This window comes from Erwinia sp. QL-Z3 (genome assembly GCF_004551645.1).
In the GTDB taxonomy this organism is placed as follows: domain Bacteria; phylum Pseudomonadota; class Gammaproteobacteria; order Enterobacterales; family Enterobacteriaceae; genus Erwinia; species Erwinia billingiae.
On sequence record NZ_CP037950.1, the window covers coordinates 4170644 to 4183559 of the forward strand.

Consider the following 12916-nt stretch of genomic DNA (forward strand, 5'->3'; position numbering starts at 1 on the left):
AATCGTTCCCTTATTTGATACCTATGAACAATACATCCCTTCTGCCCCAGCCCAGCAAAGAGCGCGGCCGCCCACGCGAGTTTGATACCGGCCTGGCGCTGGATAACGCCATGCTGGTGTTCCGGGAAAAAGGCTTTCACGCCGCCTCGATTGCGGAATTGGGCGAGGCGATGAACCTGACCGCGGGCAGCATCTATAAGGCGTTCAAGGATAAACGCACGCTCTTCCTGCAGGTCTTTGAACGTTACACCTCATTGCGTAACAGCGCGCTGCGCGAGCGTCTGGCGCTGTTCACCACCGGCCGCGAGAAACTGGCTGAGCTACTGCGCTTCTATCTGGAATCGGCTCAGGATATTGAAGGAAGACGCGGCTGCCTGGTGGTCGGCAGCGCCACGGAATTGCAGGTACTGGACGAGGCATTGTCAGCGCTGGTGCGTCAGGCGGTGATGCGTAATAAAAGCCTGCTGACCTCACTGTTATCCCAGGGACAGCAGGATGGCTCGGTGTCCGGCAGCCTGGCGGTGGAGACCGCAGCAGAACTGATTTTATGCCTGATTTTTGGCATGCGTATCGTCGGTAAGATGCAAAATATCAGCGACCGCGAAGCCACCATCACGCTGGCGATGAAGCTGCTCGATTAAAAAATTTACCCATTTAGGAAGCATACATTTTCTAATAAACATGCCTGCCAGCCCGCAGGCAATCACTGAAGAGGTCCACGATGAAACAGCCAACAACAGAAAGCGTCCTGCCCCGCCGCACCGAGGCGGAACCCACGACTTTTGCTGACAGCACCCTTCCCGGTTTTGTGCATCGCTATGCCAACGTTGAGGGGGTCAGACTGCACTATGTCACCGGCGGCAATCCGCAGGGCGAAACCCTGGTGCTGCTGGCTGGCTTCCCGCAAAGCTGGTTTGCATGGCGACAGGTGATGGCGCGGCTCGCATCGACCTACCGCATTATTGCGCCGGATCTGCCGGGCCAGGGCGATTCGGATCGACCGGAAACGGGTTATGACACCCGATCGCTGGCGACAAAGGTGCACGGCCTGCTCAGCTCACTGGCTATCTCCCGCTATTACCTGGCCGCACACGATGTGGGTGCCTGGGTAGCCTGGCCTTATGCCGCCTTATACGGCGACGAGGTTAAGCGCCTGGCCTTGCTGGATGCCGGTATTCCGGGGATCACCCTACCGGATGCCCTGCCCGTGACGCCGGATACCGCCTGGAAAACCTGGCACTTCGCCTTTCACGTTATCCCGGACCTGCCCGAAGCGCTGATCGCAGGAAATGAACGCGTCTACCTGGAGTGGTTCCTGAAGCGCAAAACCGCCTGCCCTGACGTTTTCTCTGAAACTGACATGGATGAGTATTTGCGCATTCTGATGAAAAGCGGTGGATTACGCGCGGGCCTCGCCTATTACCGTTCCGCCGCCCTGTCCGCACAGCAAAACCGGGAATTACAGGCCAACGGCAAGTTAAGCATGCCAATCCTCGCCATCAGCGCCGAGCAGGGCTCGATCCCCGATATAGCAGCTCCGTTGCGCCCGTTTGCAGCAGATGTCACCGGCGTCGTGGTCCCATATTGCGGCCATTTCCTGCCGGAAGAACAGCCCGAAGCAATTGCCCGCGAGCTGAGTGGCTTTTTCCAAGGCTGATTTGCAAAAGTAAAACGATCTGGCAAGGCGCTGCTGAGTGAGAATGCTTTCCCAGCAACGCCGCTTTCTGGCTTTTTTGAAGAGGATCAAAGTTAAGGCGATTCATCTGGGAAATGCCAGGAATCGCGGTCCCCTACTGATGAATGGTAGAGATGAATCTGGTATAAATAGCGGGTTCAAACAGACAGTTGGATGACGTTAAAAATAAAAGGAGATGTAATTATTATGGATGACATTAAAATAAAATATCAAATGCCTCATAAATCTGTTAGCAGGATTGGCGCCTCAATGTTTTTCAATTGTTATGTTAACATTGAGATGAAATATGAACACCACGCCTGAAATGGATGAAACTAACAAAGCAGTAATAAAAATGCTTTGGTTTTTATCGCTAGCGATCATACCTTTATTCGTAGTTTTTGTTATTTATATAAATAACTCGCACGTAGAGATACTGAACTTTATCGCGAGCAGTACAATTAACCTCCCTGCTGTTATGTCTGCAAAAAGCCCATTATTAAGCAAAGTGATGGATGTTTATGTAAAAACGGCTCCGGTTTTTGCTTTTTTGATTTTTTTGATGACCCATGAATTTTTGCGGCTTAAGCGAGAGAAGTCCGTTTGGAAGGCATTGAAGATATATGTATGCTTCACGATATTTTATACCATATATATTTATACTTTCTTGTTTGCAAATACTGAGCTCACCACGTCCGCAAAACTACTTAAGCTAGCATCGATGAATAACTTTTTCCTATTGATTTTTTATATTTGTTTGTACGCTGCAATTTACACACTTACTTATTTATATTTATGGATGGGTATTGGTATTTATAGAAAATTCAAAGAGAGGCGATAGTCGCCTCTCTTTAACGGGCTATTTGACCATTTTGATGACTTGGTTATTTATCCTCTCAGCCATTTCAGCATCAATTTTCGATGCTAATATACTAATAAGCATGATTAAAACTATAGTTACGGCCGTTATTGGTACTCCAACGGGAGAAAATAAGCTAAGGACACCCCCCAACAATGCCATAGCAACAGAAGCAGCCATCCCACTTAGTACCCAGGATTCAACCTCCAGCATCAGCGGCGCCCAGTTTCCGGTGGTATATCCCTCAATACACTTTTCCCTGAACTTCTCTATTTTCATTGCCACATCGGCAACCTTAAATGCTTTACCCAGGTTGCCGATTTTATTGGCCATATCTTGCGCATCCAGACTCCTCCATGCATTAACAATCGCTATCTTGTCAGCTTTGTTGATTTTCATCGCGGGATTGGCGGTAATCTTGTTGAGAGAGTCCACCGCATCATCATAACTGCGGAGGGTTTTCCCCTGGAAGTTCTTGATGTCATCCGCAATCTCCTTCGCTATTGCTTTGAATTTATCCCCAAGATACTCGCCCAACTTGTCGCCCATATCCGCAACCAGCTCACTGGCTTTGATCAGTACTTCTTTTTCATTGCTTGATTTTTCTTCTGCCTCCTTCTCACGCTGACGCGCCATGTCTTCCTGCTCTTTTCTGGCCTTTTCTTCTGCCGCACGCCTGGCCGCATTTTCCCTCTCAGTGGCATCTCTTCTTGCTGTGGCATCGGCGAGGGTATTATCGGCATGAATCTGGTTGTGTTGTGCCGTTGCCAATGCTGAATTGGCATTATTTAAATTTTCATTAGCCGCATTGAGTTGGCTTTTCGCTGCATCAAGCTGTTCTTTTCTGGCATTCATGTCATTCCTGTCTCTTAAGGCAATATTACCTAATTCCAGGAATGTACGATAACCAGGCATAGCTGGTTGGTTTGCAAAGACGGAGAATCGCTTCACATTCTGCATTGTTATTTCATACTTCTCACGGGCAGCATTATATTCTGCCGTTTTCGGCGCAATATTAGCATTTGCTGCATTGACTGCATTTTGAGCATTATTGACATCATTTCGGGTTTTGTTCAGATTTGCTAGTGCAGCCTCCGCATTTCTCTGTGCAGCCTCCACCTGATGTGTTGCATCCCATTCGGCCTGCTTACGTTGAGCTTCCGCTTCAGCTTTTGCTCTGGCTTCAGCAGCCTGTTTTTCCCGCACGTTATTAATTAGCGCCAACTCAGCCTGTGCCGCCCGCGTTGCCTGTTTAGCACGGGTAATCCTTTGGCCTGCCTGGCCGCTGCTCACCATCCATGCATTCTCGGCAATAATCTTATTTAGTGCGGCGATGCGCGCATCTGAAATATCGCCGTTGAAGTTGATTACCTCATTTATTATTTGCTTACTGACGGTTGCGCCAGTACCTTCGTCTTTATTGTTTCCTCCACTGATACTGGCCGGCAAAGGGCCAAGATTTACTCCCACCACATACCCATCTACCGTAGGTTTAACAGGTGCAGAGGCTGATGCAATCCCAATAACGTCGCCGTCTTCACGAACATAATAGCTAATGAAATCCGTTGGATTCAAACCACATAACTGGGCAAGGGCATCGCCTGCCGTTTTGGAAATTCCTGAATAGTTTTTTGTATTTCCCTTGTTAGAACCGCTATTGCCAGCGCCGCCGTTATTCCCGCGAGGGCTTTCTGACCCAGGAGTTGATGATGGACCATCTACCGTCATTGTTCCCTGATCTTTGCTGTTACTCATATTTACCTCATCCTTAGGGTTAATGGGAACAGTATGAATTTATGTTCCCACGCAACAGGTCATTGCCGCTCGATCTTATCAGTGCAGATTCTATTGCTTTGGGATGATCATCTTGTTAATGAAGCTGTTCCTTATGAATTTTATTAAATAACATGTTCGAATTTTAAATTTTTTTCGCCATTGTTTAAATATAAAGGCGCACCTGTTTTAAACGTGTTAATTTTCATTTTGAACAAGGCGTAACCTATGCCGCAATTACATACCCCATTTGCAAATCTCAGAACAGGGAAGCGTTCAAGGTCGCTGGCCGATTTTTCCAAGGCTGATTTGCAAAAGTAAAACGATCGGTTTACTTTTAAAGGATGAAAAAGAAACAGGACATCCTGAACGCCGCTGAGCGGCTGTTCTACAGCAACGGTTTTCATGCCACCAGCACCGACAGAATATGCAGCGAAGCCAGCGTCTCCACCCGCACGCTGTATCGCTACTTTCCTTCGCGGGAGCTGCTGACCGAGGCGGTGATGAATGCCCGGAAAGATCGCTTCTCTGCGGCGCTGCTTCCAGCGGAAGATCCGGCGGCCATCGCGCAGCTGTTTAGCGTGCTCGGCAGCTGGATGCAGGATTACGGCACGTCCGGCTGTTTCTTCCTGAAGGCGTGGGGGGAATATGCCGAACAGGACGTCTGGCTGTCGGCGCTGGCACTGGACTATCGCTACGAGATGCGTGAATACATCACGGCCTGCGTGCGCAATATGCCAGGCCAGCATCGCGAGGTGCTGGCGGATGCCATCTGGATGCTGTTTGAAGGGGCGATTACCGCGGCGCTGGTCGCCGGGCCTGATGCCGCCTTTCGCGCCGGTGAGGCGGCAGCGCTGCTTACCGCCAGCGGTACCCGCCGATGAAAACGATCGCGCTGGGCATCGCCGGCACCTCGCTGATTGCCGTCACTTACGGCATGGCGCGCTTCTCCTGGGGGCTGATACTGCCCGAGGTGATTGTCGATATCCCCTTCAGCCCGCAAATGGCGGGCGTTATCTCGGCCTGTAGCTTTGCTGCTTACTGTCTGGCCATTGTGGCTTCGTCTGTGCTGGACGATCGGTTTGGCCCGCGCTGGATGGCAGCGGCCGCCGCCTGCTGTGCCGCGTCAGGATTGGCGGTGATTGCCGCTGCCGGGTCTCCCGCGATGCTGGCAGCCGGGCTGTTTATCGCCGGTCTGAGTCCGGGTTTAGCCTCCCCTTCGCTGGCCGCCGCAGTGGACCAGGTGGTTGATCCTGAGACGCAACCAAAGTTGAATACCATCATTAATTCCGGCACCAGCGCCGGGATTATCCTGTCAGTGCCGGTACTGTACTTTCTGCCGGGAGGCTGGCGCGCAGCCTGTCTTGTCTTCACCCTTTTTGCCCTGGCTTGCCTGCCGGCGATCCTGCGCTACGTGCCGCGTGGGCAAACTACAGCCCGCAGAACCACGCCCGGCTGGCGTGAAACGCTGCTGCAACGCGCCATGCTAAACCTGATGCTGATCGCCTTCTTCAGCGGCATAGCCAGCGCAGCCTGGTGGAATTTTGGCCCGGATGTGTTGCGTCATCATATTAATGTCGAAGCCGGTACCGTCAATCTGCTGTGGCTGGTCGGGGGTGGTGCGGGAGTGATGGGGGCGCTAACCGGTCCGCTGGCTGAGCGCATTGGCATGAGGCAGGTTTACCGTCTTTCGCAACTGGCGATGGCCGCGCCGCTGGTATTGCTGGCCGTGAGTCAGCAGATGCACGGGTGGCTGTTCCTGGCGGTGGCCTGTTGCGGCGCAGGATACGTCACGCTGTCCGGCGTTTTACTGGTGAGCGGTGTGGCGGTGACAAACAACGCGCCCGCCACCGGCGTGGCGGCGGTTTTCTTCGCGCTGGCCGCAGGTCAGGTTGCGGGATCGGTGTTATTTGGCCTGCTCTCTGCAGGCACCGGCGTGGTACCTGCTTTGCTGACCTTTGCGGCGATATCAGCGGCGATGCTCCTGCTCTCGCCGCCTGAGTGAGCGTTTAAACGTGCCGTAGGTTGAGATTAGCCGCCGACTCTCGCCTGTAATGCGGCGGGATAGCGTTCGCCGATCACTTTGATGGTTTCCAGCGCCTGAGTCAGCTTATGCATCTCCTCACCCGACAGAACAATATCCGCCGCGGCCAGATTCTCCTCCAGGCGATGGAGCTTGGTGGTCCCCGGAATAGGCACAATCCACGGCTTTTGGGCCAGCAGCCATGCCAGCGCAATCTGCGCCGAGGACACGCCCTTCTCTGCGGCAAGATGGCCCAGCAGCGTCACCAGCTTTTCATTGGCGGCCATCGCTTCGGCAGTAAAACGCGGCACTTTGCTGCGGAAATCATCTTCGCCAAAGGTGGTGCCCGGTTTAATCGCGCCGGTTAAGAAACCTTTTCCTAACGGGCTGAACGGCACAAAGCCAATCCCCAGCTCCTCCAGCAGCGGCAGAATTTCCTGCTCCGGCTCACGCCACCACATGGAGTATTCGCTTTGCAGCGCGGTGACCGGCTGTACGGCATGCGCACGACGGATGGTTTTTGCGCCAGCCTCTGACAGGCCAAAGTGTTTTATCTTACCTTCGGCGATCAGATCCTTGACCGTTCCCGCCACATCTTCAATCGGCACGTCGGGATCGACACGGTGCTGATAAAGCAGATCGATGACGTCGGTTTTCAGACGGCGCAGCGAGCCTTCAACGGCTTCGCGGATATGTTCCGGGCGGCTGTTGAGGATCTGCTGCTTATTATCGTTGCCAAAGGTAAAGCCAAATTTAGTGGCGATGACCACCCGATCGCGATAAGGCTTTAACGCCTCGCCAACCACCTCTTCATTGAGGTAGGGTCCATAGACCTCGGCGGTGTCGAAAAAGGTGACGCCACGCTCGACCGCCGCGCGAATAAGTTCCACAGCCTGACGCGACTCGGTCGCCGGACCATAGCCATGGCTGAGGCCCATGCAGCCCAGCCCCAGTGCGGAAACGTCAAGTTTTGAGTTGCCCAAATAACGTTTTTGCATTTCTCTCTCCTCAGGTTTCATTCTGTGTGATTAGACGTCGAGTTTGCGGCCGGCAAGCCATTCCCTCACGCGCCATGCCGCTCTGCTTGAGTGCGTTCAGGAGTCAGCATAACCTGATGGGATTGATTCGATTAGAGGGCGTAATCAGCAAGGGGTTATTAGCTGCGTGCATTAATCATTGCGCGCAGCTAATGGGCAGACTATTTATCTGCCTTGACGGATAGCGCCATGACCGCCGCCGCCAGGGTGAAAGCTGCAATTATCCAGCCCATGGTCCAGGACGTGCCGTCGCTGAGTAAGGCCAGCAGTATTGACGAGATAATGCCGCTGCCATACTGAAGCGATCCAATCAGGGCTGATGCGGAACCGGCAACGTTGGGCACGATATCCATCGCCGACGCGGTGGAGGTGGCGGCAATAATGCCGTTCATGGAAAAGAAGACGAACACCGGCAGAATAACCATCACGATCCCGCCGACTTCAAAGCGGGCACAGACGGCGAGAAGCACAGCGGCCAACGCAGCAATTACGGTCGCAATTTTAAGCAGTAACGCTAACGGATAGCGGTGAACCCACTTTCGGTTAAGCATACTTACCCCCATTAGCCCGACAACGTTAACGGCAAATAGCCAGCCATAGTGCTGCGGATCGACGTGGAAGTAAGTGATATAGACAAACGGAGAACCGGTAATAAACGCATAGGCAGCGACATAATAAAACGTCACGCATAAGGTAAAACGCATAAGTTGGGTATTCTTCAGCAGCAGATAATAATTGCTGAAGGCGCCCGGTAAAGAGGCTTTGACCCTTTTATCTTCCGGTAAGGTTTCAGGCAGCCAGCAAATAACTATCAGCATGACGCAGCCAATCACCGCCAGCAGCCAAAAAATACTGTGCCACGAGGTGACCCTGATCATCTGCCCGCCGATCAGCGGCCCGGCAATCGGCGCGATAGCCATCATCACCATCAGCGTCGACAGCATTTGCGCGGCACGGGTACGACCAAACAGGTCGCGGATCATGGCGCGAGCCAGCATCGGACCGGTGCAGGCCCCCAGCGCCTGGAACACGCGCCAGAAAACGATCTGCGTGATGTCGGTAGAGAGCGCACAGCCGATCGAGCCAATAATAAACAGCACCAGACCGACAAACAGTGGTTTTTTACGGCCAAAATGATCGCTTAACGGCCCCCAGATCAGCTGAGCAATACAAAAACCGATTAAAAAACCGGTAATGGTCAGTTCAGCGTCGCCGTGCAGTTCATTTGCCATTATCGGCATGGCGGGCAGATAGATATCGGTAGATAACGAGGTAAAGGCCATTAAGGCACTAAGAATAAATACAAACGTCATGCCGGACGACTTTACGGTAAAGGACTTCAAACGCTGAGCTGCGTCATCCATATAAGTTTCTCAAACTGCCTGCCGGCAATATTCTGCCGGCGCGCTGTGCTTAAATCGTTATTTTTTATATTGCTCGTCGGTCACTTTTTCCAGCCATTCTACCGGGCTGCCATTCAGTGATTCGGCAATCGCAATGTGCGTCATGGCGTTATCTGGCGTGGCGCCATGCCAGTGTTTCACGCCTTCGGGAATGAAAATGATGTCACCCTGATTCATCACCACGGTGTCTTCCCCTTCACACTGGATCCAGCCCTGACCGTGGGTGACGATCAGCGTTTGACCGAGTGGATGCGTGTGCCAGGCAGTGCGTGCACCCGGTTCAAAGGTCACGGTTGCACCGCCAACGCGCGCGGATTCGGTGCCACTGAACGGCGCATCAATGCGAACCGTGCCGGTAAAATACTGCTCCGGGCCTTTGTTAGACGGCACTGAGCCGTTAGGGATAATTTTCAACATGCGACGTTCCTTATTCAATGTGTATTGCGTGCAATGACTTTAGCAAACCTGTGGCGTGACGATTAGAGTCAATAATCGAAAAGCACCTATGAGTAAAATTCATAAAAACCACCCGACAAAATAGAGGATACTGACCGGGTCCCACCCACGCTTGCACAAGGCTGACTATGCTCAAAGAAAATTTCAACGATCTCATTTACTTAGTGATGGTCTCCAAAGAGAAAAGCTTTACGCGCGCAGCCGCGAAATTAGGCGTTTCTCAATCGGCGCTAAGTCATTCCATTCGCGGCCTGGAAGAGCGATTGCAAACCCGATTGCTGACGCGTACGACGCGTAGCGTGGCAGCGACAGAAGCAGGCGAAAGATTAATCGATAGCGTGGGTCCGCTGATTGCGGATATTGAAAAAGCCTTACTGCACATCACCGATAATGTCGGTTCTGTCTCGGGAAACATTCGTATCACCGCAGGTGAACATGCACTGTCATCGACACTCTGGCCGCTATTAAAGCCATTTTTACAGGCGTATCCCGAGGTCAAAGTTGAATTATCGGTCGATAACACGCTGACAGATATTGTCAGTGGCCGCTTCGATGCAGGCGTCAGGTTGGGCGAGTCGATTGAAAAAGATATGGTGGCGGTAAGAATAGGTCCCAACTGGCGCATGGCGGTTGTTGCCTCGCCGGACTATCTGGCGAAATATGGCCGGCCTGAAACACCCTATCAGCTTCAGGATCACAACTGCATGAATATGCGGCTTCCAACGCTGGGCGGTCTGTATAGCTGGGAGTTCAGCAAAGATGGAAAAGAGATCCGGGTTAAAGTTGAAGGACAGCTTATTTTCAATAATCTTGCCTCACGAATTGATGCGGCGTTATCGGGTATGGGCATTGCCTGTGTGCCGGAGGACACCGTTCAGCATCATATTAATGAAGGTCGACTGGAAAGTCTGCTGGATGAATGGTGCGAACCTTTTAGCGGCTATTACCTGTATTATCCCAGCCGAAAACAACATACGGCCGCATTTTCGAAGCTTATTGAAGCCGTAAGATATAAAAACTGATAGCTTGCTCATCAGCCCGGAGGAAACAGATGGCTGGTTTCACCGCCGTAACCGGTGACGCGCAACGTATCCCCTTCGATTTCCACCACCGCAAAGGGCACCGTGTCGGCGCCATCCAGCATGCCTTTCAGGGTGTAAAAGCCGGTTTCGCCAATACGGGCATAGCCGCCGCGATGATCGTGCCCGGAGAAACAGGCTTTTACACGGTAAGCAGCAAATAACTCGGCCAGTTCCCCTCCGTTCAGCAAATTATGGCTGTTGTGCGGAGCCAGCGGATAGTGGCCAAATACCACCACGTTTTCCCCTTGCCGCTGGGCATACTGCAACTGCTGCTCAATCCATTTGAGCTGCTGCTGCCCTACCGCACCATTCCAGGGTTTGGCCTGCGGCTGTTGCCGTTCGCTGAGGTCGGCAAGCATCGCCTCCGCCTGCGCGCGATCGTCGCCGTTCAGCGCGTTGCAATAGAGGCTGATATCGTTGCCGTCATAAACAATAAAACGCCAGCCTTGCAGCCCAAAGGCGTAATAGCTTTTCGGCAGCGCGGCGGCGTCGTTGAGGTGTTGGGTGAGGGTCTGCGCATCGTGATTGCCCAACACCACCGCATGCGGATGGTGAAGGCGTTCATAAACCGGCAGGATCGCCGCGAAACTTTCCCAATCACGGTCGACCAAATCCCCCAGCGTGACGACAAAATCCAGCGGCTGCCGGTTGAGTGCCTCAATCGCCTGCGGCAACTTTTGTAGCGCATGGCGATAGTACAGATTCTTGGCGACATCGGCGTCAATGTCGGCATATTGCGGATCGGCAATCAACCCAAACCGTAAGGTGCTGTTGAGCGGGGCTGAACGCACGTTGGGCAAAGCATATAGCCTGGCGACATCCCCTAACAGCTCTCGCTGCAACGGGTTCAGTGAATGCGGATAAGACACAACAAGCACTCCTTAGCGAATTCCAGCACGCATAAACGATTGAATAAACTGACGCTGAAAAATCAGGAACAGCACCAGCAGCGGTAAGGTGGTCATCAGGGTGGCCGCACTGACCAGCGCCCATTGCACACCCTGCTCTGGCGCGGAAAACAGCTGCAGGCCGACGGTCAGCGGCCGCACGTTTACCGAGTCGGTGATCACCAGCGGCCAAAGGAAATCGTTCCAGTGGAAGCTGATCGACACCAGCGTAAAGGCGACATAAATCGGCCTCGCCAGCGGGATGTAAATCTTCCGCAGAATATAAAAGCGGCTGGCACCTTCAACAATTGCCGCCTCTTCCAGCACCAGCGGAATACTTTTAAAGGTTTGTCGCAGTAAAAAGATGGCGAACGCCGAGGAGAAATACGGCAGCGCGATGCCGGTCAGCGTGTCACGCAGTCCCAGCGCGCCGATGGTTTTATAGTTATTCAGGATCAGCACATCCGGACTGATCATCAACTGCAGCAGGATCAGCGCAAAGATCACCCCGGCGAATTTCAGGCGAAAACGCACCAGCGCGTAAGCCGCCATCGTTGCCAGCACCAGCTGCACCACCACAATCATCAGCACCAGCAGGCCGGTATTGAGGAAGTAGCGGGCAAACGGCGCGGCGTGCCAGGCATCCACGAAGTTCTGCAGCGTCAACGGAGAGAGTAATGAGAAACTGCCCTGTTCCGACGCCGGATGAATCGCCACCCAAAACGCCACCAGAATCGGTAAAAACCACAGCAACGCCGCGAGGACTATGACCGTATTCAGGCATAAACGACCAAATGAGAGTGTCGGCGTCATTGGTAATGGGCTCGCTTGTCCAGCAGGTTGAATTTCAGCAGCGCAATGGCGGCCAGGATCACCAGCAGCACCACCGTCATCGCGGCGGCGGCAGGCATATCCCAGAAGCTGAAGGCGGTGCGATAGATGTAAAACAGCAGCAAACTACTGCTGTTATTCGGGCCACCGTTGGTCATGGCGATCACCTGATCCACAATGCGGAACGCATTCATCGAGGCATTGATCAGCACAAACAGCGTGGTCGGCATCAGCAGCGGCCACTGTACCCGACGGAAGAAATAGCGACGCGAGGCGCCTTCTATCGCCGCAGCTTCACCGAGTCGCGGATCGATTTGCTGCAGCGCGGCAAGATAAAAAATCATAAAGAAACCCGCTTCGCGCCACACCGAAACCGCCATCAGGCAGTAGAGCGCGCTTTGCGGTTCGCCGAGCCAGTTAACCGCCGGTAGCGAAAACAGCGCCAGCAGCTTATTCAGCAAGCCGAGCTGCGGCGTGTAGAAAAACAGCCACAGGTTGGCGATGGCGATCATCGGCAGCAGCGAGGGAATAAAGAAGGCGGTACGAACCAGCGCAGTGGCGCGCATCTGCCGGTTGACCGCCAGCGCCATTAACAGCGCCAGCGTGACCGCCAGCGGAATGGTAATCAGCGCATACAGCAGGTTATTGCGCAGCGACTGGATAAAGATGTCGTCATCCAGCAGCGCAAGGTAGTTATCCAGCCCGACAAACTGGGCCGGATGACCGTTGCGCGCCGCGCTGAACAGGCTTTCCCACACGGTCGCGACCGCCGGATAATGGGTAAACAGCAGCAAAAAGCTGAGTGCTGGCAAGATCAGCAGATAGCCATACAGCTGCATCGTCCATAACCGGGGACGGTGAACCGGTGCGACGGTGAGAATGATGCTCAT

General features: G+C 53.2%; 13 protein-coding genes. 6 read left to right on the forward strand and 7 right to left on the reverse strand.

Annotation, left to right across the window (positions count from 1 at the left end; translation table 11 throughout):
• The first annotated feature begins 23 nt into the window (after nucleotides 1-23).
• The 3 genes from E2F51_RS19945 to cui all read left to right on the forward strand — a co-directional run bounded on the left by E2F51_RS19945 (nucleotide 24) and on the right by cui (nucleotide 2516).
• Complete coding sequence (locus E2F51_RS19945) at nucleotides 24-641, forward strand: TetR/AcrR family transcriptional regulator (RefSeq protein WP_134824335.1); 618 nt, start codon at nucleotides 24-26, stop codon at nucleotides 639-641.
• An 80-nt stretch (nucleotides 642-721) separates the two neighbouring features.
• The gene (locus E2F51_RS19950; RefSeq protein ID WP_134824336.1) at nucleotides 722-1657 is read left to right on the forward strand and encodes an alpha/beta fold hydrolase; all 936 of its coding nucleotides are present in this window, start codon (nucleotides 722-724) and stop codon (nucleotides 1655-1657) included.
• Nucleotides 1658-2030: 373 nt separating this feature from the next.
• A complete protein-coding gene (cui, locus tag E2F51_RS19955; protein ID WP_256372259.1) occupies nucleotides 2031-2516 on the forward strand; it encodes a colicin immunity protein Cui in 486 nt (161 codons plus the stop codon).
• A gap of 18 nt (nucleotides 2517-2534) precedes the next feature.
• On the opposite strand, the gene E2F51_RS24240 is transcribed toward cui, so the two are convergent.
• Nucleotides 2535-4289: a colicin-like pore-forming protein gene (locus E2F51_RS24240; protein WP_305765435.1), complete on the reverse strand. Its 1755-nt coding sequence runs from the start codon at nucleotides 4287-4289 to the stop codon at nucleotides 2535-2537.
• A 362-nt stretch (nucleotides 4290-4651) separates the two neighbouring features.
• Between E2F51_RS24240 and E2F51_RS19965 the strand changes: the two genes are divergently transcribed.
• Both E2F51_RS19965 and E2F51_RS19970 read left to right on the forward strand, forming a co-directional pair.
• Nucleotides 4652-5191: a TetR/AcrR family transcriptional regulator gene (locus E2F51_RS19965; RefSeq protein WP_013202568.1), complete on the forward strand. Its 540-nt coding sequence runs from the start codon at nucleotides 4652-4654 to the stop codon at nucleotides 5189-5191.
• Entirely contained in the window at nucleotides 5188-6312 is a 1125-nt protein-coding gene (locus E2F51_RS19970) for an MFS transporter (RefSeq protein ID WP_134824338.1), read from the forward strand. Before E2F51_RS19965 ends, E2F51_RS19970 begins: the two co-directional genes overlap by 4 nt.
• A 26-nt stretch (nucleotides 6313-6338) precedes the next feature.
• Here E2F51_RS19970 and E2F51_RS19975 read toward each other — a convergent pair whose 3' ends face one another.
• The 3 genes from E2F51_RS19975 to E2F51_RS19985 all read right to left on the reverse strand — a co-directional run bounded on the left by E2F51_RS19975 (nucleotide 6339) and on the right by E2F51_RS19985 (nucleotide 9187).
• A complete protein-coding gene (locus E2F51_RS19975; RefSeq protein ID WP_134824339.1) occupies nucleotides 6339-7328 on the reverse strand; it encodes an aldo/keto reductase in 990 nt (329 codons plus the stop codon).
• Nucleotides 7329-7528: 200 nt separating this feature from the next.
• Entirely contained in the window at nucleotides 7529-8731 is a 1203-nt protein-coding gene (locus E2F51_RS19980; RefSeq protein ID WP_134824340.1) for a multidrug effflux MFS transporter, read from the reverse strand.
• Nucleotides 8732-8788: 57 nt separating this feature from the next.
• Nucleotides 8789-9187 (reverse strand): cupin domain-containing protein, encoded by a 399-nt coding sequence (locus E2F51_RS19985; protein WP_013202585.1) that lies wholly within the window; start codon nucleotides 9185-9187, stop codon nucleotides 8789-8791.
• 167 nt (nucleotides 9188-9354) lie between these two features.
• On the opposite strand from E2F51_RS19985, the gene E2F51_RS19990 reads away from it, so the two are divergent.
• A complete protein-coding gene (locus tag E2F51_RS19990) occupies nucleotides 9355-10248 on the forward strand; it encodes a LysR family transcriptional regulator (RefSeq protein WP_134824341.1) in 894 nt (297 codons plus the stop codon).
• Between the two features lie 11 nt (nucleotides 10249-10259).
• Here E2F51_RS19990 and E2F51_RS19995 read toward each other — a convergent pair whose 3' ends face one another.
• The 3 genes from E2F51_RS19995 to E2F51_RS20005 are packed head-to-tail and all read right to left on the reverse strand — an operon-like array spanning nucleotide 10260 to nucleotide 12916.
• Complete coding sequence (locus E2F51_RS19995) at nucleotides 10260-11177, reverse strand: metallophosphoesterase (protein ID WP_134824342.1); 918 nt, start codon at nucleotides 11175-11177, stop codon at nucleotides 10260-10262.
• A gap of 12 nt (nucleotides 11178-11189) precedes the next feature.
• Complete coding sequence (locus tag E2F51_RS20000) at nucleotides 11190-12008, reverse strand: carbohydrate ABC transporter permease (protein WP_134824343.1); 819 nt, start codon at nucleotides 12006-12008, stop codon at nucleotides 11190-11192.
• Entirely contained in the window at nucleotides 12005-12916 is a 912-nt protein-coding gene (locus tag E2F51_RS20005) for a carbohydrate ABC transporter permease (RefSeq protein ID WP_105759835.1), read from the reverse strand. Before E2F51_RS20005 ends, E2F51_RS20000 begins: the two co-directional genes overlap by 4 nt.

Coding starts and splice junctions, on each gene's coding strand:
- E2F51_RS19970 (WP_134824338.1), top strand. CDS start 5,188: ATGAAAACGATCGCGCTGGGCATCGCCGGCACCTCGCTGATTGCCGTC.
- E2F51_RS19990 (WP_134824341.1), top strand. CDS start 9,355: ATGCTCAAAGAAAATTTCAACGATCTCATTTACTTAGTGATGGTCTCC.
- E2F51_RS20000 (WP_134824343.1), bottom strand. CDS start 12,008: ATGACGCCGACACTCTCATTTGGTCGTTTATGCCTGAATACGGTCATA.
- E2F51_RS19950 (WP_134824336.1), top strand. CDS start 722: ATGAAACAGCCAACAACAGAAAGCGTCCTGCCCCGCCGCACCGAGGCG.
- E2F51_RS24240 (WP_305765435.1), bottom strand. CDS start 4,289: ATGAGTAACAGCAAAGATCAGGGAACAATGACGGTAGATGGTCCATCA.
- E2F51_RS19965 (WP_013202568.1), top strand. CDS start 4,652: ATGAAAAAGAAACAGGACATCCTGAACGCCGCTGAGCGGCTGTTCTAC.
- cui (WP_256372259.1), top strand. CDS start 2,031: ATGCTTTGGTTTTTATCGCTAGCGATCATACCTTTATTCGTAGTTTTT.
- E2F51_RS19975 (WP_134824339.1), bottom strand. CDS start 7,328: ATGCAAAAACGTTATTTGGGCAACTCAAAACTTGACGTTTCCGCACTG.
- E2F51_RS19945 (WP_134824335.1), top strand. CDS start 24: ATGAACAATACATCCCTTCTGCCCCAGCCCAGCAAAGAGCGCGGCCGC.
- E2F51_RS19985 (WP_013202585.1), bottom strand. CDS start 9,187: ATGTTGAAAATTATCCCTAACGGCTCAGTGCCGTCTAACAAAGGCCCG.
- E2F51_RS19980 (WP_134824340.1), bottom strand. CDS start 8,731: ATGGATGACGCAGCTCAGCGTTTGAAGTCCTTTACCGTAAAGTCGTCC.
- E2F51_RS20005 (WP_105759835.1), bottom strand. CDS start 12,916: ATGAGCATCATTCTCACCGTCGCACCGGTTCACCGTCCCCGGTTATGG.